Here is a 16,411-nt window from a genome sequence, read left to right as displayed (position 1 = left end):
GGCCTCCCCGCTCAGACCGCGTCGGCCAGCAGCAAGGAGTGGATCCGGTCAGGCGCCCCGGGCCGCGCGTAGTACCACCCCTGGGCCGTGTCGCAGCCGAGCTTCCGGAGCTGCTCCGCCTGCGCTCCCGTCTCGACACCCTCCACCGTGACCGCCAGGTCCAGGCTGTGCGCCAGCGCGACGACCCCCTCGACGATCTTCAGGTCGACCGGGTCGGCCGGATGCTGCTGCATGCCCTGGGTGAAGGAACGGTCCAGCTTCAGCACGCTCACCGGCAGCCGACGCAGATTGGCCAGGTTCGAATAGCCCGTACCGAAGTCGTCGAGCGCTATGTCGACACCCATCTCGGCCAGTTGCCGCAGCGGCTTGAGCAGGTCGTCGTCGGCTCCGATGAGCGCGGACTCGGTGACCTCCAGGCACAGCGCTGCCGGCTCGAGACCCGAGCGCTCCAGCACGTCCACGGTCTCGGCGACCAGCCGCGGATGGTGCAGCTGGGTCGGCGAGAGGTTGACGTTGATCCGCAGCGGCCCCCCGTCACTGTGCCGCTCCTGCCAGAAGTTGGCCTGTCGTACGGACTCCTCCAGCACCCACCGCCCGAGCGGCACGATCAGCCCGGTGTGCTCGGCGAGCGGAATGAATCGGTCCGGCCCGAGCACCCCGTGCTGCGGATGGCACCAGCGCACCAGGGCCTCCGCGCCGTGGACCGTGCCGTCACCGAGGTGCACGAGTGGCTGGTACTCGATGAAGAACTCGCCGCGCTCCAGGGCGGCGGGCAGCGCGGTGGTCAGCCCGTGCCGGGTGATGGCGCGGGCGTCCGCCTCGGCGTCGGCGATTTCGAAGCGGTTGCCGCCCGCCGACTTGGCGCGGTACATCGTGATGTCGGCGCTGCGCAGCACCTCGGCGGCGCTGCGTTCGCCCGCCGGTCCTTCGACGACGCCGATGGAGCCTCGTACGGTCAGTTCGCGGCCGTCGAGCCGGATCGGCGTGGCGAGCACTCCGAGGATCCGGCAGGCCAGTTCGTCGACCTCCGACTCGGTGTGCGGGCCGGTGGTCAGCGCCACGAACTCGTCGCCGCCGAGCCGTGCCACCATCTCGCCCGGCGCGGTCGCACAGCTCTGCAGCCGGTCGGCGACCTCGACGAGCAGCCGGTCGCCTGCCGCGTGGCCCAGGCTGTCGTTGATCGCCTTGAAGCCGTCGAGGTCGAGATAGCAGAGCCCGAAGCGGCTGCTGTCGTCGGCGGAGAGCGCCTTCTCCAGCCGTTCGAAGAACAGCGTGCGGTTGGGCAGGCCGGTGAGCGCGTCGTGGGTGGCCTCGTACCGCAGCCGCAGATTCAGCAGCCTGCGCTCCGTGGTGTCCTCCATGAGCGCCAGCTGGTACTGCGGCCGGCCTTCGGGGTCGCGGAGCAGCGACACCGTGAGGTTGGTCCACAGGACGGTGCCGTCGTTGCGGTAGTACGGCTTCTCGACGCGGTAGTGCTCGCGTTCGCCGCGTACCAGCTCCTCGTAGTACTTCCACACGTGCGGCGAGTCCTCGGGGTGGACCCACTCGTTGACCTTGTGGCTGCGGACGTGGTGGTCGAGGCCGCCGAACATCCGGGTCAGCGTGTCGTTGACCTCCAGCACATTGCCTTCCAGGTCGGCGATCCCGATGCCGATGGCGGCGTCCTTGAAGACGGCACGGAACCGCGCCTCGGTGGCGTGCAGGGCCTGCTCGGCGTTGGAGCGGGCGGTGAGCGCCGAGCGGGCGATGGCCTCCTGCTCGGCCAGGGTCCGCTCGCGCAGCGCCTGGGTGAAGCCGCCCGCCAGGGCGTGCTGCATGCGAGCACAGCGGGCCCTGCTGTCCTCGGTCGACAGGGTCACCGGGCCGTTGCCGCCGCAGTAGAGCACCAGGTACGAGTCGACGACGCCGAGCGTGGAGCTGAGCGCGTCCGGGTCCGTGCAGTGCGCGGCGACGAGCGCGGCTCCCACCTTGTTGGCGGGCGCCGGGTCGAAGGGACGCGCGTGCAGGATGTCGCTCAACCCGCGGGCCAGCGGCAGCAGATGCTGTTCGAACTCCGGACGGGTCATGGAAGTGGCCGTCGAGGGGAAGATGGCCCGGCTCCAGATGGTGGCGAATCTCCGGAGCCGGTCCTCGGCGTCGTCGGGCTCCGCGTCCGGCGCTTCGGACACTTGGGCGGGAATGCTCACGCCTTGCGTCCCACTCCGCCGAAGCCCGAGAAGGCATACGGGTCTTCCTGCTCCTGCACCACGGGGGTGTCGGGACGCCAGTTGGGCATGGCCACGAGCCCGGGCTCGACCATCTCGTACCCGTCGAAGAACCGGCTGACCTCGTCGCGCGACCGCATGATCAGCGGGTTGCGGATGTTCCGGTAGACACCGACCGCACCGCCCGCCTCCTCCTGGGTGAGCGGAATGCCCTCGTACGAGGCGTGGGTGATGACGAGCAGGCTGCCGGGGGCGAGTGACTCGCTCAGGGCGGCAACGGCCGCCTGCGGGTCGTCGGTGTCCTCGATGAAGTGGAGGACGGCGACGAGCAGCAGCGCCACCGGGCGTTCCAGGTCAAGGAGTTCGCTGACCTCGGGACTCTTCAGAATCTCCTGCGGGCGACGCAGATCGGCGGTGGCGATGACCGCGCGGTCGTTTCCTTCGAGTACGGCCTGGCTGTGCGCGACCGCCACGGGGTCGTGGTCGACATACGCCACCCGCGCCTCCGGGTCCGCGGCCTGGGCGACTTCGTGGACATTGCCGAAGGTCGGTATGCCGGAACCGATGTCCAGGAACTGAGTGACGCCTTCACTCACCGCATGGCGCACTGCCCTGCGCATAAAGGCTCGATTGGCCTGCATGATCTTGGGGAGTCCCGGCATGAACTCCATGGCCTTGCGGGCCGCTTCCCGGTCCACCTCAAAATTGTGCGATCCGCCCAGATAGAAGTCATACATGCGTGACACGCTCGGCACCGAAATGTCAATGCCTTGCGGTGCCCAGGCGGGACGCTCCATCGATGTCTCCAACAAGTCGCCACGGCGATCCGGCCATGTTCATGGTCAGTGTTGACCAGAGGCTACTGATTGACCGCCAGGAGAGCGAGCGGAAACGGAAATTAGCGGTCCGTTATTGGTCACACACCCGTGACATGTGCAACCGGCCCGTCGCTAACGGTGACATTCGGCGACTGGCCGGTCCGGAACGGCTGTTGTGTGGCTACTTCGGGGCGCCGACGAGCTTCGCGTCGGGGGACACCGCGTACCATGTGCCCCCGGCACCCTGGCCGTTGGTGTCACCCGGGGAACCACGTGCCTTCCACTCCCTGACCCTTGGCGTCTCCGGGTTTGGCTTCCTTGGCATACCGGTACATCGGCCACCCCGCAATGGTGAGTTGCCGGGTGCCGTCCGCACGGGTGACTTTGCCGATCAGGGCTCCGTCGGCACCGGCGGCGGCCGTCACATTGCCCGCGGGAACGACCGGTCAGATCTTCGCGCAGTCGCCCTCACAATTCGGCTTCGGCGGGCTCGCGGTGTCCTTGCCGAAACGGTAGAGAGTGAATCCCTCGCTGTCCGTCACGACCTTGCCGAGTTTCTTGCTGTCCCACACCGCGAGCTGTCCCGCCTGCTTGCACTTGCCCCCTGGGCCCCGGAATCGGATCCTCAGTCGCTGCCGGAGCCGTATCCGCTGCCCGTGTCGTAGCCGCTGCCAGACTGACCGGCCGGGCCGGCATTGCCGACGTTCTGGCCGTTGGGCGAATCCGTGCCCTGCTCCTGACCGCACGCCGCCGTCAGCGCCAACAGGGCCGCCGCGGTGCCCGTGAGCGAGGCCCTCCGCCAGGTGTTCATGTCAACTCCCGTTATTCTAACGCAAGTTGTGACGCGGGACCCCGTCGTTCATGGCCCTGGGTACGGGCGGCGGGTGCTTCTTTGTTCAACGCGTTCGCAGAATTTTCCCGATCCGCAAACCCTCAGCGCCCCAGGTCCCCTCCATCAGGGGAATCAGGACCGTGGTCCGAGTGCCGTCCGACCGGCCGGAACATGCTCCCCGTCGTGTACGGATCCCTCTTCGGGCGGCTCACCGCAGCCGTCGCACTCAGCTGGCTCCTGACCGCCCCGGTGCCCGCGGTGGCCGACAACTGCTCGTACGCCTCGATCGGGGACGGCGGCGGGAACTCGGCGGTCGCCACATCGGGCGACGGCCATTGCCAGGCGGGCCCGGCGCCCGGACCGACCCCGCGGCCGACACCCCCACCCCCACCGCCGGCGCCGGCTCCGGCTCCCCCTCCCCCGCCTCCCCCGCCTCCCCCGCCGCCCCCACCTCCTCCTCCGCCACCACCCCCGGCACCGGTGCCCCCACCGCCCCCTCCGCAGCCCACGCCCTCCGTACGCCCCACGCCACCCCCGCCCAAGCCGGTGGCGATCCCCACCTACCGCAAGCCGCCGCGCAAGGTCCCCCAGCGAGGTCCCTCCCTGGTCACCCTCACCCTGCTGATCACCGCTCCCGCGGTGTTCGCCGTCGCCGTGCTACGTCCCCGCTCCCGATGACCTACGGAGAAGCCCATGTCGGAATGGCTCGTTCTCACCCTCGCCATGGCCGCGGCCTGCGCCGTCGTGCTCACCATCGCCGTCCTCAACAATCGCCGCGTCAGGGAGGACGACGACCCGTCCGAAACCCCTGACGTCATCGAATACATGACGATGATGATCGGCGTGGTGTACGCCATCGTGCTCGGCCTCGCCATCGCGGGCGTCTGGGAGGGGCGCAGCGCCGCCCAGGAGTACGTCCGCCAGGAGGCCCAGGCCTTGCACGAGGTGAACGCCCGCTCGTCGGTCTACCCGGCCGAGGTGCGTACCCGGATCCGCGCCCATGTCGACGCGTACGTCGGTCATGTCGTCCACGACGAGTGGAGGGCGATGGCGGAGCACGGAAGCCTCACCGACGAGGGCGCAGAACTTCTCGGCCGGGTACGTGCCGACGTCACCGGCTACCGGCCGAGGAACGACCACGAGGGGCAGGCGTATCAGCCACTGGTCGACCAGGTCGCCGCGGCCGACGACGCGCGCAGTGCCCGCGCCCAGAGCGCCGGCGCCACCATGCCGGGCGTGGTCTGGTTCGGGCTGATCACGGGGGCGCTGGTGACCATCGGGCTGATCTTCACCCTGCAGATCCGCCGAACATTCCGGGAACTGCTGCTGGCCGGGCTGTTCAGCGTGCTCATCGCCTTCCTGCTCTTCCTGATCTGGGACTTCGACTCCCCCTTCGGCCGCGGCATCTCGGCCACGGCCGCGCCGTTCCTCGACCTCTTTCCCAACGTGTCGGGCTGACCGGCACCCTGACGGCCTGACGTCCCGTCGGTGCGCCGCCCGGGGGACACCGGTGCCCCATTCGCCGGTCCCCGATCGCGAGCGATATACAGCACTTCTAACGTTTCCTCCATCGAGGTGCATATTTAACACTTTGTGGATATCCGTTCCGCAGCTGCTCCTCGGGGAACCGGAGGATTCATGATGCGCGCCATAGGCGTCGCACCCGTCTCCCTGCTCGGCGCCACCGCTCTCGCCCTGACCGCTCCGGCTGCGACCTCGTACGCCGTGACGTCGGGGGGCACGCCGGGCGCGACCGGATACACCGTTGCTCCGTCGGTGATCGCGCCGGGCGGCCAGGTCACCCTGGCCGCCCGGGGGTGCCTAACAACAGCAACGGCCAGCTCGGGCATCTTCGACAGCGTCACTATTCCCAGAGGAGGCAGCGCCTCGGCCACGGTCGACTGGGATGCAAAACCCGGCGCTTCCTATGAAGTGTCGTTCATTTGCAATACATCGCCGACCTCCACGGCGGAGATCGGTCTCGCGATCTCCGCCCCCACCCCCACCCCCGGCTCCACGGCGATCGCGCCGAACGGTGTACCGGGTGATCTCGGCGGCGGCATCGGCCGGATGAATGCCGCGCAACTGGTCGGCGGCACGGCACTGGCCGTGGCCGCGACCACCGGCGCCGTCTTCGTGGTGCGCCGGCGCAACGAGAGGTACAGCCACTGACCGGCGCAGACCGTCGGTGGTAAGCCCGTCGCCCCGGGTCCTGGATCAGGACCCGGGGCGACGGGCTTACCGGGCCGGTGGCCGCGTTCGGCCGACCGGATCACATGGTGGCCCATCCACCGAAGACGCACGGGGGACGCGCCGCCACCGATCTCCGCGACGGCGGCCCGGGCCGGCTCCGGCGCTCAGCTCCGCGGAGCCTGCGTCCGTAGATCCATCGGCGCCGCCCTGCGCGTGACGAACCCTCACCAGATCCTTGATCCACACATTCCGGCACTGCTCCACCCTGGTGATCCGACCCAGCAGGCCCCTGCCCGACACTTCTGACGGAGGCGCAGGTCATGGACAGTCAGAGTCCGCTGTCCGCACATTCGCCCCGATCGGGTGGGCCTTTCCGGCAGCCACCCATTCGCCCGGGCCAGGTGCGGCCGCGGAAGCGGCTAACCTCACTGCCGTGACAGACCAGCAGCCTCACCAGTTCGAACGTGGCACAGACGGTCCGAAAGTGATCGTCGCGGGCCTCGACGGGTCCGATTCCTCGATGCGCGCCGCCGCGTACGCCGCCGGGCTGGCCCGCCGACAGAACGCCATGCTCGCCCTCGTCTATGTCCAGCCGGTAATGCCCGCGGGTGCCACGCTCGGCGCACCGGTCGCCGACACGACCGGCGAGGTCGCGGAGGGCCTGGTGAGCGAGATCAGGGCGGCCACGGAGCGGGTCAAGGGCCTATGGGATGTGCGCTGGGAGTTCCACACCTTCCGCGGTGATCCGTACAACGGCCTGGTCACCGCGGCAGACGAGTTGAAGGCGGATGCCGTCGTGGTGGGCGCGTCGGAGTCAGCGGGACACCGGTTCATCGGATCGGTGGCGATCCGGCTGGTGAAGGCGGGGCGCTGGCCCGTCACCGTCGTTCCGTGAACTCGGCGAACACCATGGCGCCGATGGAGCCCTGGGCCATCTTCGGATAAACGCCGGCCATCGTGGACCGACCGGGGGGAAGACCCCGCGGCGGGCGAGCCGGTCTCGGTGGCGCCGGGGCGGGGGTGGCTGCTGTCCGTACGGCCGGCGTCCGCTGCCCGCTGACCGCCACCGACCCCGCACTCGGCCACACCGCATGTCCGGCCGAGTGCGGGGTCGCACTCGCCGCACGACGCCCGCCCCTGTCCGTTCACCGCCCGGCCGACCGTTCACCGCACCATTCGCCGCTCCGTGCGACCGCTCGTCGCACACCTCGGTGCATCTTCTGTTCGTCGCGGCCCCGATGCGTTCGTATACGGCGCAGGCAGCGGTGAGGCGGCAGAGGCCTCCGCGGGAAAGGGGCGTTTACCATGACCACGACGACCGATGAGCGGGCCCTCGCGGAGTTGCAGCGCGAACACGGTCCCGCGCTCCTCCACTTCCTGCTCGGTCTGACCTTCGGCGACCGGCAGCGCGCCGAGGATCTGCTCCAGGAGACGCTCGTACGCGCCTGGCAGCACCCCGAGGCGTTCGACAGTCCGTACGAATCGATGCGGCCCTGGCTCTTCACTGTCGCCCGGCGGCTGGCGATCGATGCGCGCAGGTCCCGCCAGGCCCGGCCGACGGAGGTCGGCGACCTCGTACTGGAGAGCGCCCCGGGCCGGGAGGACACGGCGGAGGCGACCGTCGCCGCGCTCGATGTCCGCGAGGCGGTTCGGACGCTCAGCCCGGAGCACCGTGCGGTGCTGGTCCAGATCTACTTCCGCGGGCTGAGCGTGGGCGAGACGGCGCAGGTGCTGGGCATACCGGCGGGCACGGTCAAGTCCCGTTCCTACTACGCGCTGCGCCTGCTCTCCCGCAACCTGCCCGGCTACTCCAGCAGGTCCTCCTCGCTCAGCAGGCCGAGCAGGGACACCGTCTCCGCGACCTCCACATAGTCGGCGGCGCATCCGTCGCAGTCCTGCAGATGCCGCGAGACCAGCCGGGCCTCCCCGTCGGTGAGCGCATCGAGCACATACGCGCCGAGCAATTGCCGCATGTGCGGTCCCTCCCCGGGATCAGCGGTCATCGCAACCTCATGTCTGTGACGGATCGGGTCGGACGGATCCTGTCCTTCTGGCCACGCGGGGCGCGCTCCCCCGGTTCAATGCTGCGTGTGGCCCGGTGCCGAGATGAGGAAGAGGCGAGACGGGATGCGTCCGGAACGTACGGATGGAACCAGTGGGGGCGGGCTGCTGGTCCCGATGGCCTGGATGTACGCCGAGTACATCGCCGATGAACTGCTGCGGACCGGCGATCTGATGGAGCCGTCGACGCTCGAGTACCGCGCGGGGCGCGAGGCGCTCGCCCTGACCATCTTCCTCTCCGACGGGGCGGTGGCCGATGCGCTGCCCGCGACCCGGATGGACGAGCTGCGGCTGCTGACGGCGTACGGGAGTGCCTGGCGCCGTTGGGTCTGCGAACGGCTCGACGCGGCGGCGTCCGCGGTCCCCTCGCCGGACGGCGGCCGGCGTGTTCCGGATCCCGATCTGGCGCTGGCCCGTCGTGCATGGCGGTGGCTGGACGAGACCGAGCTGCTCGCGGCCGATCTCGACGCGGTAGGGCCGCCGCCGTGGGAGCCGCTCGGCACCGTGGGCGACGAGGAGTGGGCACAGGCGTCGGCCCAGGTGTGGACGCCCGCCTGGCAGCTGGGGCTGCCACTGGGGCATCTGGCGATCCATCTGCACTGAGCACGACGGCGCCTTCGCTCGTCACGAACCGTGCACCCCGGCGCGGTACTTCGGCAGCCGCACCGTGATCTTCATCCCGGCGCCGATGCCCGTCTCGATGACGAGCCCGTAGTCGTCGCCGTACACCTGGCGGAGCCGCTCGTCGACGTTGAGCAGTCCGATGCCGGTGGAGTGTCCTCCCTCGCCGCGCAGGATGTGCCGCAGCCGTCCCGGGTCCATTCCGGTGCCGTCGTCCTCGATGACGACTTCTGCCTCCGAGCCCGCGTCCAGCGCGCTGATGGTGATGCGGCTGCGGGTGACGGCGCCTTCGAGTCCGTGCTTGACGGCGTTCTCGACCAGAGGCTGGAGGCACAGGAACGGCAGGGCGACGGGCAGGACTTCGGGGGCGACCTGGAGGGTGACCGCGAGCCGTTCACCGAAGCGGGCCCGGACGAGGGCCAGATACTGGTCGATGGAGTGCAGCTCGTCGGCGAGGGTGGTGAAGTCGCCGTGGCTGCGGAACGAGTAGCGGGTGAAGTCGGCGAACTCCAGCAGCAGTTCGCGGGCCTGCTCGGGATCGGTGCGGACGAACGAGGCGATGGCGGCGAGGGAGTTGAAGATGAAGTGCGGGGATATCTGGGCACGCAGCGCCCTGATCTCGGCCTCGATGAGCTGCGTGCGGGACCGGTCGAGTTCGGCGAGCTCGAGTTGTACGCAGACCCAGCGGGCCACCTCTCCGGCCGCCCTGGCCAGGACCGCCGACTCGCGCGGGGCGTAGGCGATCAGGGCGCCGAGGACACGGTGGTCGACGGTCAACGGCACGGCGACGGCCCAGCGCAGCGGGCAGTCGAGGTCGTCGCAGTCGCTGTGGAAGGCGGTGTCGCGGCCGCTGGCGAGAAGCCCCTGCACCTGGTCCATGACGTGTCTGCCGTGGTGGTCGCCCTCGCCGTCCCAGACGAGGACCCGGTCCCGGTCGGTGAGACAGAGCGCGTCGGTGCCGAGCAGGGAACGCAGTCTGCGGGCTGACTTGCGGGCGCTCTCCTCGGTGAGTCCGGCGCGCAGCGGGGGCGCGGCGAGCGAGGCGGTGTGCAGCGTCTCGAAGGTGGCGTGCTCGACGGGGGTGCCGACGTCGCTGGGGCGGACGGGACGGGCGGTGCGGCGGCCGAGCAGGAACCCGGCGCCGAGCAGGAGGAGCACGAGCAGGACGAGGACGGCATACGTGGGCCCTGTCATCGGTGTCTCCCGGGTATCAGGGCCTCCGGCAGATGGAAGCGGGTCATCGCGGCATTCGTGCCGGACGGTATGCGACCGGGCGTGGCGAGCGACACCAGGACCATCGCGAGGAAGCCGACCGGCACCGACCAGACGGCGGGCCAGGCGAGCAGGGTGTGCGGCCAGCCGGGCGGGCGCACCGCACCGCTGACGGTGATCCCGACGGACAGGAACGCGGAGCCGCCGCCGAGCACCAGTCCGGCGATCGCGCCCGGCGGGGTGAGCCGCCGCCACCAGATGCCGAGGACCAGCAGCGGGCAGAAGGACGACGCCGATACGGCGAACGCCATCCCCACGGAGTCCGCCACCGGCACCCGGCTGACCATGAGCGAGCCGGCCAGTGGCACACACATGGCGAGAACGGTGGCCAGCCGGAAGTGCCGTACGCCGCGCGAGGGCAGGACGTCCTGGGTGATGACGCCGGCGACGGCCATCGTGAGTCCGGATGCGGTCGACAGGAACGCGGCGAAGGCGCCGCCGGCGATGAGTGCGCCGAGCAGGTCCCCGCCGAGCCCGCCGACGACGCGTTCGGGCAACAGCAGCACGGCGGCGTCCGCGTCCCCGCCCTGGATCAGCTCGGGGGCGTACAGCCTGCCCAGTGCCCCGTACACGGGCGGCAGCAGGTAGAACACGCCGATCAGGGCGAGGACGGCCACGGTGGTGCGGCGGGCGTCGCGGCCGTTCGGGCTGGTGTAGAAGCGGACGACGACGTGCGGCAGCCCCATCGTTCCGAGGAACGTCGCGATGATCAGCCCGTAGGTCGCGTAGAGCGGATGGTCGGCCCGGAAGACGGACAGCTGCTCGTCGAAGGTGACCTGGGGCCGCCCGTCGCCCTGCCAGGACAGGACCAGGAAGATCGCAGGGACCAGAAGCGCCGTCAGTTTCAGCCAGTACTGGAAGACCTGGACGAAGGTGATGGACCGCATGCCGCCCGCCGCGACGGCGACCACGACGACGGATGCGACGAGCGCATCGCCGAGCCAGCCGGGCGCCCCGGTCAGGATCTTCAGGGTGAGCCCGGCACCCTGGAGCTGCGGTACGAGGTAGAGCCAGCCCGCCCCCACGACGAGCACGCTCACCAGCCTGCGCACCTGCCGCGATTCGAGTCGCCCCTCCGCGAAGTCGGGCAGGGTGTACGCCCCCGAGCGGCGCAGCGGCGCGGCGACGAAGACCAGCAGCACCAGATAGCCGGCGGTGTAGCCGACCGGGTACCAGAGCATGTCGGGGCCGTGCACGAGCACCAGGCCGGCGATGCCGAGGAAGGAGGCGGCGGAGAGGTACTCGCCACTGATCGCGGCGGCGTTGAGCCGTGGGCGCACGGTGCGGGAGGCGACGTAGAAGTCCGAGGTGGTACGGGAGATGCGCAGCCCGAAACCGCCGACGAGGACGGTGGCGAGAACGACGGCGGCGACGGCCACCACCGCGTACGTGCGGCTCACTGTACGGGGCGGCCTTCCACGAGCCGGGCGAAGTCGCGCTCGTTGCGCTCGGCCCGCCGCACGTACCACCAGGCGATCAGAGTCAACGGCGGGTAGGCGGCGAAGCCGAGGACCGTCCAGACGACGGCGGCGCTGTGCAGCGCCGCGAAGACGAGCGGCAGCGTGCCGACGACGACGGCGAGGACGGTGAACGCGGTGAGTCCGGCACGCAGCTGGCTGCGCATCAACGATCGGACGTAGGCACCGCCGAGCGCGGTCTGCTCGTCGATCTCCGACTGGGTGCGGTAGCGGGGCAGCGGGCGCACCCGCCGGGGCTGCCCCGTCACCACTTCACGCCGGGGCGTCGACTCTGCGGACATGGGCCCGGAGTGTACGCAGCCGGGGACCGCTCTGGGAAGGTTTCGGACCTGGGTAGTCCCTGGTCAGCGGCCGGTCTGCCGCATGAGCAGATCGCGCAGGGCGCGGGTGTGGCGGCGACTCACGGCAAGCGACGCGGTGCCGATGCGGACGCTCATGCTGCCCGCGTCGAGCCGCAGTTCGTCGATCCGGCCAAGGGCGACGAGGTGGCGGCGGTGAATGCGTACGAAGCCGCGCGAGCGCCAGCGTTCCTCCAGGGTGGTGAGGGGGATCCGGACGAGATGGCTGCCACCCGCGGTGTGCAGCCGGGCGTAGTCGCCCTGCGCCTCCGCGTACGCGATGTCGTCGATCGGGATGAACCGGATCACTCCGCCCAGTTCGACGGCCATCTGGTCGGCTGCGGTGTCCTGGAGGGAAGCGGAGCGGCCGCCGACCTGTTCGGCGACGCGGCGGACGGCTTCGGCGAGGCGTTCGCGGCGGACGGGCTTGAGGACGTAGTCGACGGCCTTGAGGTCGAAGGCGTGGACGGCGAACCCTTCGTGGGCGGTGACGAAGACGATGAGCGGGGGCACTGCGAACCCGGCCAGCAGCTGGGCGACATCGAGGCCGCTGAGGCCCGCCATGTGAATATCGAGGAAGACGACGTCGATGGCGGACGGATCGTCGGGACCGGCGTCGACGGCGCTGCCGATCCGGCGCAGCGCCTCGGTGGCCCCGGTGGCGCCTTCGGCGCTGCGGATGCGGGGGTCGGCGCGCAGGAGGTAGAGCAGCTCCTCCAGGGCGGGTGCTTCGTCGTCGACGGCGAGTACGCGCAGCATGAGGCCGGAGTGTAGACGTGTCCGGAAAAGGCGACGGCCGGCCAGCGGCCTTATGGGTCCCAGGGCGCCGCAGCCCGCTGCCCCCTGTCGCCGCCCTCAGAGGCCGTAGGTCCGCTCCGCGGTGGTCGCGAAGACCACCGACCGCTCGTCCGCGCCCAGTCCGTCGGTGAGGGCGCGTGCGGCGTCGACGACCTCCGTATAGCTCGCCGCGAGCCGGCAGACCGGCCAGTCGGAGCCGAACATCAGGCGGTCGGGCCTGAAGGCGTCGAGGACGGTGTCGGCGTACGGGCGGAGGTCGTCGACCGTCCAGGAGCGCAGGTCGGCCTCGGTCACCAGGCCGGAGAGTTTGCAGACGGTGTTGGGCCGGCCGGCCAGCGCCCGGACGTCTTCCGCCCAGGGGTGCAGGCTCCGGGTGGCGATGGGCGGCTTGCCCGCATGGTCGAGTACGAAGGTGAGTTCCGGCAGCAGCGCGGCGGCCCTGACGGTTGCGGGCAGCTGGTGGGACTGGACGACCAGGTCGTAGACGAGTCCGGCGGCGGCCACGGCGGACAGTCCGCGCTGCACCTCGGGGCGCAGCAGCCACTCGGGGTCGGGTTCGCCCTGGACCTGGTGGCGGATGGCTACGAGCCGGTCGCCACCAGGGAGTTCGCGCAGGGCGGCGAGGGTGTCGGCGATGCCGGGCGCGGTGAGGTCGGTCCAGCCGACGACGCCCGCGACGAGGTCGTTGCCGTCGGCGAGGGCGAGGAACTCGGGGGTCTCCTCGGGGACGGTGACGGTCTGGACGAGGACCGTGGCGTGCACCCCGGCGGCGCGGGCCTCGGGCTCCAGGTCGGCCAGGGTGAAGGTGCGCCGGAGCGGGGCCAGTTCCTCGCCGGTGATCCACTCCTGCTCGCGTACCGACAGGTCCCACACGTGGTGGTGGGCGTCGACGATCCGTTGCGGGCCGGTCATGTCACAGCTCCCAGGCGACGGGGAGACCGGCTTCGGCGCCGTCCGACGAGTAGTCGTGCGCCACGTCGAGGAGTTCGTCCATCCGGGCCTGCCAGGCCACGTTGACGGGCAGCTGCTCGAGTTCGGCGAGGAGCCGGGCGTAGTCCTCGCACTCGATGACGTGGAACAGCTCGGTGCCGCTGCGCCAGATCGTCCAGGAGGTGGCGCCCGCGGCGCGGATCGCCGCGGTGAGCTCCGTGGGGACGTCGCGGTGCGCCGCCTCGTACTCCTCGATGCGGTCGGCGCGGACCTTGGTGTGCAGGGCGATTCTCATGGCCGGTGTCCGTCCTCGGTGAGCAGGCCCTCGGCGCGCAGTTCGTCCCAGAGGGCGTCGGGGATCTCGCGGGAGAGCAGGCCGGCGGCGTCGCGTATCTCGTCGGGCGAGCGGGTGCCGACAAGCACCGTGGCGACGGCGGGGTGGGCGAGCGGGTAGTGCAGGGCGGCGGAGCGCAGTGGCACGCCGTGGCCCTCGGCGACGGCCTTGATGCGCAGGGCCCGGTCGAGAAGGGCCGGCGGGGCGGCCGCGTAGTCGTAGGTCGCGCCGGGGCGCGGGTCGGCGAGCAGCCCGGAGTTGAAGACTCCGCCGACGACGACGCTGCGGCCGCGTGCGGTCGCCTCGGGCAGCAGCTCGGCGAGCGCGGACTGGTCGAGGAGGGTGTAGCGCCCCGCGCAGAGGACGGTGTCCACGTCGGTGTCGCGGAGGAAGCGGGTGAGCATCGCGGTCTGGTTCATGCCCGCGCCGATGGCTCCGACGACGCCTTCCGAGCGCAGCTTCTCCAGGGCCGGGTAGGCCTCGCGGAAGGCGGCTTCGGCGTGGTCGTCCGGGTCGTGCAGACAGGCGATGTCGATGCGGTCGAGACCGAGCCGTTCGAGGCTGTCCTCGATGCTGCGGCGTACGCCGTCGGCGCTGAAGTCCCAGCGGCGGCGGTGGGTGGCGGGCACGGCAAAGCCTTCGGAGAGGCCGTCGTACGACGCGATCGAGTCGGCCGGGAGGGGGTCGAGCAGCCGGCCGACCTTGGTGGAGACCACGTACGAGTCGCGCGGCCGGTGACGCAGGGCCGCGCCCAGCCTGCGTTCGGAGAGGCCGAGCCCGTAGTGCGGTGCCGTGTCGAAGTAGCGGACGCCCTCGTCCCAGGCGGCGTCCACGGCCTCGGCGGCCCGGGCGGGGTCGACCTCACGGAAGAGATTGCCGATGGCGGCCGCCCCGAAGGACAGCTCGGTCACCTCGACCGCACTGGTTCCCAGCCTGTTTCGCCGCATGCCGCTGCCGTCCTCACCGGTGATCGTTAATTCCTGCACAACGAATATTCATCGGATCACTTGGACGCGTCAACTCCATCGGCCCCACGAACTTCCGCACCTGCGCCGAAATCTGTCCGATCTATCGGCACCGCTGCGAGGGTTGACCGACCGGCAGCAGGTCGAGCAGCTCGCCCAGCTCGTCCTCGGCGCAACGGGCCAGCCGCTCCAGGTCGGGGACCGCCTTGCCGTCGGCCACCAGGCCGATCTGCACCCGGCCGCCGTAGGTGGACAGGGCGATGGCCAGTGACTGCCCGCGCGCCAGCGGCGCCATCGGATAGACGGCCCGCAGCGGGCAGCCGCCCAGCGAGAGCGCCGAACGCGGCAGGGGCACGCTCGTGACCAGCACGTCGAAGAGCATCCTGGCGGCACTGCCGGCGATCGGAGCGCCGAAGCGGTGGGCCAGCGAGGGCAGTTGATCCGCGAGCACCGCGACGGCGCCCGCACCCCGCAGTGGTCCGGCGGCCTTGTTGCGGTCCATGGCGGTGCGGACGGTGCGCAGCCGCTCCCACGGATCGGACTCGGAGACGGGGAGCCCGAGCAGATAGGCGGAGAGCCGGTTCCCGGAGGCCGCGCCGGTGCCGGGCCTGCGCCGGGAGACCGGGACGAGGGCGCGCGGGTCGGCGACGGGCAGCTGCTCGCCGCGCTCCACCATCCAGCGGCGGAGCGCTCCGGCGACAACGCCGAGCAGGACGTCGTTGGTGGTCCCGCCCGCGACCCGGCGGATCCGGTGGACGGACTCGCCGTCCAACTCCGCGGTGGCCAGCCGACGGGTGCCGCTGGAGATCGCGGTGAGCGCGGGGGCGCCGCGCAGATCGAGGCGGCTGGCCCACACGACGGAGGCACCGACCCCGAACGCCCGCGAGAGGTCCTCGATCCGGCCCAGCGCGAATCCGGCCACCTGGCGCGGCCCCGGCATCCACGAGCGGGGCGGGACCGGGCGCGCCCGGCGGGCGCTCGCACCGCCGCGGGCGCGGGCTCCGAGGGAGGCGATCTCGTCGAAGATCCCGGCACCGATGGCGACGGCGCGCATGCCGTCGGCGAGCGCGTGGTGCAGCTTGACGAGCACGGCGAAGGGCCCCTCGTCGGCGCCGGAGATGACGTACATCTCCCAGGGCGGCAGCCCCCGCTCCAGCGGCCGCTCCATCAGCTCGCCGGCGAGCCGGGTGGCCCCGGCCATGAAGCCGCCGTCCGGCGACTCGTCGTCCCGGGGCAGCAGCACGCGCTGGACGTGCCGACAGACGTCGAAGTCCTTGTCGACGGACCAGGCGGCGCCGCCGACCGGCAGCAGGACGTCCCGTACGCGCATCCGCAGCCGGGGGATCGCCGCGGCGCGGGCGCCGAGCAGCTCCACCACGGCGTCCGCGGTGACGCCCGGCGCCGGGGCGGGCGCCGGCGAGAAGACGGCGAGCGCACCGAGGTGCATGGGATGCGCATCGGTTTCGAGGTGCCAGAAAGCCAGATCGAGAGGTGCCAGTAGTTCAGTGCCCAACGGGTCCTCATGTCATCGAAGGCAAAGATTGCCGGAGTCAACGACTGCCGCAGT

Annotated in this window: 17 protein-coding genes and 1 pseudogene; 6 read left to right on the top strand and 12 right to left on the bottom strand. The window is 71.0% G+C overall.

The annotated features are described in order from the left end of the window. Positions 1–11: 11 nt before the first annotated feature. From ACGFSA_RS22505 to ACGFSA_RS22495, 3 genes and pseudogenes are all read right to left on the bottom strand, one after another. The gene (locus ACGFSA_RS22505) at positions 12–2,186 is read right to left on the bottom strand and encodes a putative bifunctional diguanylate cyclase/phosphodiesterase (RefSeq protein WP_393306821.1); all 2,175 of its coding nucleotides are present in this window, start codon (positions 2,184–2,186) and stop codon (positions 12–14) included. After that, a complete protein-coding gene (locus tag ACGFSA_RS22500) occupies positions 2,183–3,001 on the bottom strand; it encodes an SAM-dependent methyltransferase (RefSeq protein WP_393306819.1) in 819 nt (272 codons plus the stop codon). The genes ACGFSA_RS22505 and ACGFSA_RS22500 overlap by 4 nt, the downstream gene beginning before the upstream one ends. Before the next feature lie 287 nt (positions 3,002–3,288). Then, positions 3,289–3,833 (bottom strand): annotated as a pseudogene (locus ACGFSA_RS22495) (hypothetical protein); the annotation flags it as partial. Positions 3,834–4,400: 567 nt separating this feature from the next. Between ACGFSA_RS22495 and ACGFSA_RS22490 the strand changes: the two are divergent. From ACGFSA_RS22490 to ACGFSA_RS22470, 5 genes are all read left to right on the top strand, one after another. Then, a complete protein-coding gene (locus tag ACGFSA_RS22490) occupies positions 4,401–4,532 on the top strand; it encodes a hypothetical protein (RefSeq protein WP_327242784.1) in 132 nt (43 codons plus the stop codon). Between the two features lie 15 nt (positions 4,533–4,547). Further along, a complete protein-coding gene (locus tag ACGFSA_RS22485; protein ID WP_393306816.1) occupies positions 4,548–5,312 on the top strand; it encodes a hypothetical protein in 765 nt (254 codons plus the stop codon). A 183-nt stretch (positions 5,313–5,495) separates the two neighbouring features. Beyond that, positions 5,496–6,026, top strand: coding sequence for a hypothetical protein (locus ACGFSA_RS22480; RefSeq protein WP_393306892.1), 531 nt, complete (start codon positions 5,496–5,498; stop codon positions 6,024–6,026). A gap of 454 nt (positions 6,027–6,480) precedes the next feature. Further along, complete coding sequence (locus ACGFSA_RS22475) at positions 6,481–6,942, top strand: universal stress protein (protein WP_393306814.1); 462 nt, start codon at positions 6,481–6,483, stop codon at positions 6,940–6,942. Positions 6,943–7,352: 410 nt separating this feature from the next. Continuing rightward, a complete protein-coding gene (locus ACGFSA_RS22470) occupies positions 7,353–7,919 on the top strand; it encodes a sigma-70 family RNA polymerase sigma factor (protein WP_393306812.1) in 567 nt (188 codons plus the stop codon). Here the strand turns inward: ACGFSA_RS22470 and ACGFSA_RS22465 are convergent. After that, positions 7,853–8,050, bottom strand: coding sequence for a zf-HC2 domain-containing protein (locus tag ACGFSA_RS22465; RefSeq protein WP_393306810.1), 198 nt, complete (start codon positions 8,048–8,050; stop codon positions 7,853–7,855). The two genes, ACGFSA_RS22470 and ACGFSA_RS22465, sit on opposite strands and share 67 nt — an antisense overlap. A gap of 124 nt (positions 8,051–8,174) precedes the next feature. On the opposite strand from ACGFSA_RS22465, the gene ACGFSA_RS22460 reads away from it, so the two are divergent. Beyond that, positions 8,175–8,711 carry a hypothetical protein gene (locus tag ACGFSA_RS22460; RefSeq protein ID WP_393306808.1) on the top strand — a complete coding sequence of 179 codons (537 nt, stop codon included), beginning with the start codon at positions 8,175–8,177 and terminating at the stop codon, positions 8,709–8,711. 21 nt (positions 8,712–8,732) lie between these two features. On the opposite strand, the gene ACGFSA_RS22455 is transcribed toward ACGFSA_RS22460, so the two are convergent. The 8 genes from ACGFSA_RS22455 to ACGFSA_RS22420 all read right to left on the bottom strand — a co-directional run bounded on the left by ACGFSA_RS22455 (position 8,733) and on the right by ACGFSA_RS22420 (position 16,357). Continuing rightward, positions 8,733–9,923 (bottom strand): sensor histidine kinase, encoded by a 1,191-nt coding sequence (locus tag ACGFSA_RS22455; RefSeq protein WP_393306806.1) that lies wholly within the window; start codon positions 9,921–9,923, stop codon positions 8,733–8,735. Next, positions 9,920–11,401, bottom strand: a complete 1,482-nt coding sequence (locus ACGFSA_RS22450; RefSeq protein ID WP_393306804.1) for a cation acetate symporter — start codon at positions 11,399–11,401, stop codon at positions 9,920–9,922. Before ACGFSA_RS22450 ends, ACGFSA_RS22455 begins: the two co-directional genes overlap by 4 nt. Continuing rightward, complete coding sequence (locus ACGFSA_RS22445; RefSeq protein WP_393306802.1) at positions 11,398–11,760, bottom strand: hypothetical protein; 363 nt, start codon at positions 11,758–11,760, stop codon at positions 11,398–11,400. The genes ACGFSA_RS22450 and ACGFSA_RS22445 overlap by 4 nt, the downstream gene beginning before the upstream one ends. A 63-nt stretch (positions 11,761–11,823) precedes the next feature. Continuing rightward, positions 11,824–12,576, bottom strand: coding sequence for a LytR/AlgR family response regulator transcription factor (locus ACGFSA_RS22440; RefSeq protein WP_393306800.1), 753 nt, complete (start codon positions 12,574–12,576; stop codon positions 11,824–11,826). 96 nt (positions 12,577–12,672) lie between these two features. Beyond that, entirely contained in the window at positions 12,673–13,527 is an 855-nt protein-coding gene (locus ACGFSA_RS22435; RefSeq protein ID WP_393306798.1) for an amidohydrolase family protein, read from the bottom strand. A gap of 1 nt (position 13,528) precedes the next feature. Further along, positions 13,529–13,840: an L-rhamnose mutarotase gene (locus ACGFSA_RS22430; protein ID WP_393306796.1), complete on the bottom strand. Its 312-nt coding sequence runs from the start codon at positions 13,838–13,840 to the stop codon at positions 13,529–13,531. Then, a complete protein-coding gene (locus tag ACGFSA_RS22425; protein ID WP_393306794.1) occupies positions 13,837–14,826 on the bottom strand; it encodes an aldo/keto reductase in 990 nt (329 codons plus the stop codon). Before ACGFSA_RS22425 ends, ACGFSA_RS22430 begins: the two co-directional genes overlap by 4 nt. Positions 14,827–14,947: 121 nt before the next feature. After that, positions 14,948–16,357 (bottom strand): wax ester/triacylglycerol synthase family O-acyltransferase, encoded by a 1,410-nt coding sequence (locus ACGFSA_RS22420; RefSeq protein ID WP_393306792.1) that lies wholly within the window; start codon positions 16,355–16,357, stop codon positions 14,948–14,950. Between the last annotated feature and the right edge of the window lie 54 nt (positions 16,358–16,411).

It is taken from the genome of Streptomyces sp. NPDC048496, from assembly GCF_043200055.1.
Lineage (GTDB): Bacteria > Actinomycetota > Actinomycetes > Streptomycetales > Streptomycetaceae > Streptomyces.
The sequence above is the reverse complement of the archived record's forward strand: the minus strand, read 5'-3'. Positions and strand labels throughout refer to the sequence as shown.

Excerpts from the sequence above, each read along its gene's own strand:
- ACGFSA_RS22485 (WP_393306816.1), top strand. The coding sequence starts at position 4,548 with ATGTCGGAATGGCTCGTTCTCACCCTCGCCATGGCCGCGGCCTGCGCC.
- ACGFSA_RS22460 (WP_393306808.1), top strand. The coding sequence starts at position 8,175 with ATGCGTCCGGAACGTACGGATGGAACCAGTGGGGGCGGGCTGCTGGTC.
- ACGFSA_RS22430 (WP_393306796.1), bottom strand. The coding sequence starts at position 13,840 with ATGAGAATCGCCCTGCACACCAAGGTCCGCGCCGACCGCATCGAGGAG.
- ACGFSA_RS22455 (WP_393306806.1), bottom strand. The coding sequence starts at position 9,923 with ATGACAGGGCCCACGTATGCCGTCCTCGTCCTGCTCGTGCTCCTCCTG.
- ACGFSA_RS22465 (WP_393306810.1), bottom strand. The coding sequence starts at position 8,050 with ATGACCGCTGATCCCGGGGAGGGACCGCACATGCGGCAATTGCTCGGC.
- ACGFSA_RS22435 (WP_393306798.1), bottom strand. The coding sequence starts at position 13,527 with ATGACCGGCCCGCAACGGATCGTCGACGCCCACCACCACGTGTGGGAC.
- ACGFSA_RS22445 (WP_393306802.1), bottom strand. The coding sequence starts at position 11,760 with ATGTCCGCAGAGTCGACGCCCCGGCGTGAAGTGGTGACGGGGCAGCCC.
- ACGFSA_RS22470 (WP_393306812.1), top strand. The coding sequence starts at position 7,353 with ATGACCACGACGACCGATGAGCGGGCCCTCGCGGAGTTGCAGCGCGAA.
- ACGFSA_RS22500 (WP_393306819.1), bottom strand. The coding sequence starts at position 3,001 with ATGGAGCGTCCCGCCTGGGCACCGCAAGGCATTGACATTTCGGTGCCG.
- ACGFSA_RS22480 (WP_393306892.1), top strand. The coding sequence starts at position 5,496 with ATGCGCGCCATAGGCGTCGCACCCGTCTCCCTGCTCGGCGCCACCGCT.
- ACGFSA_RS22440 (WP_393306800.1), bottom strand. The coding sequence starts at position 12,576 with ATGCTGCGCGTACTCGCCGTCGACGACGAAGCACCCGCCCTGGAGGAG.
- ACGFSA_RS22425 (WP_393306794.1), bottom strand. The coding sequence starts at position 14,826 with ATGCGGCGAAACAGGCTGGGAACCAGTGCGGTCGAGGTGACCGAGCTG.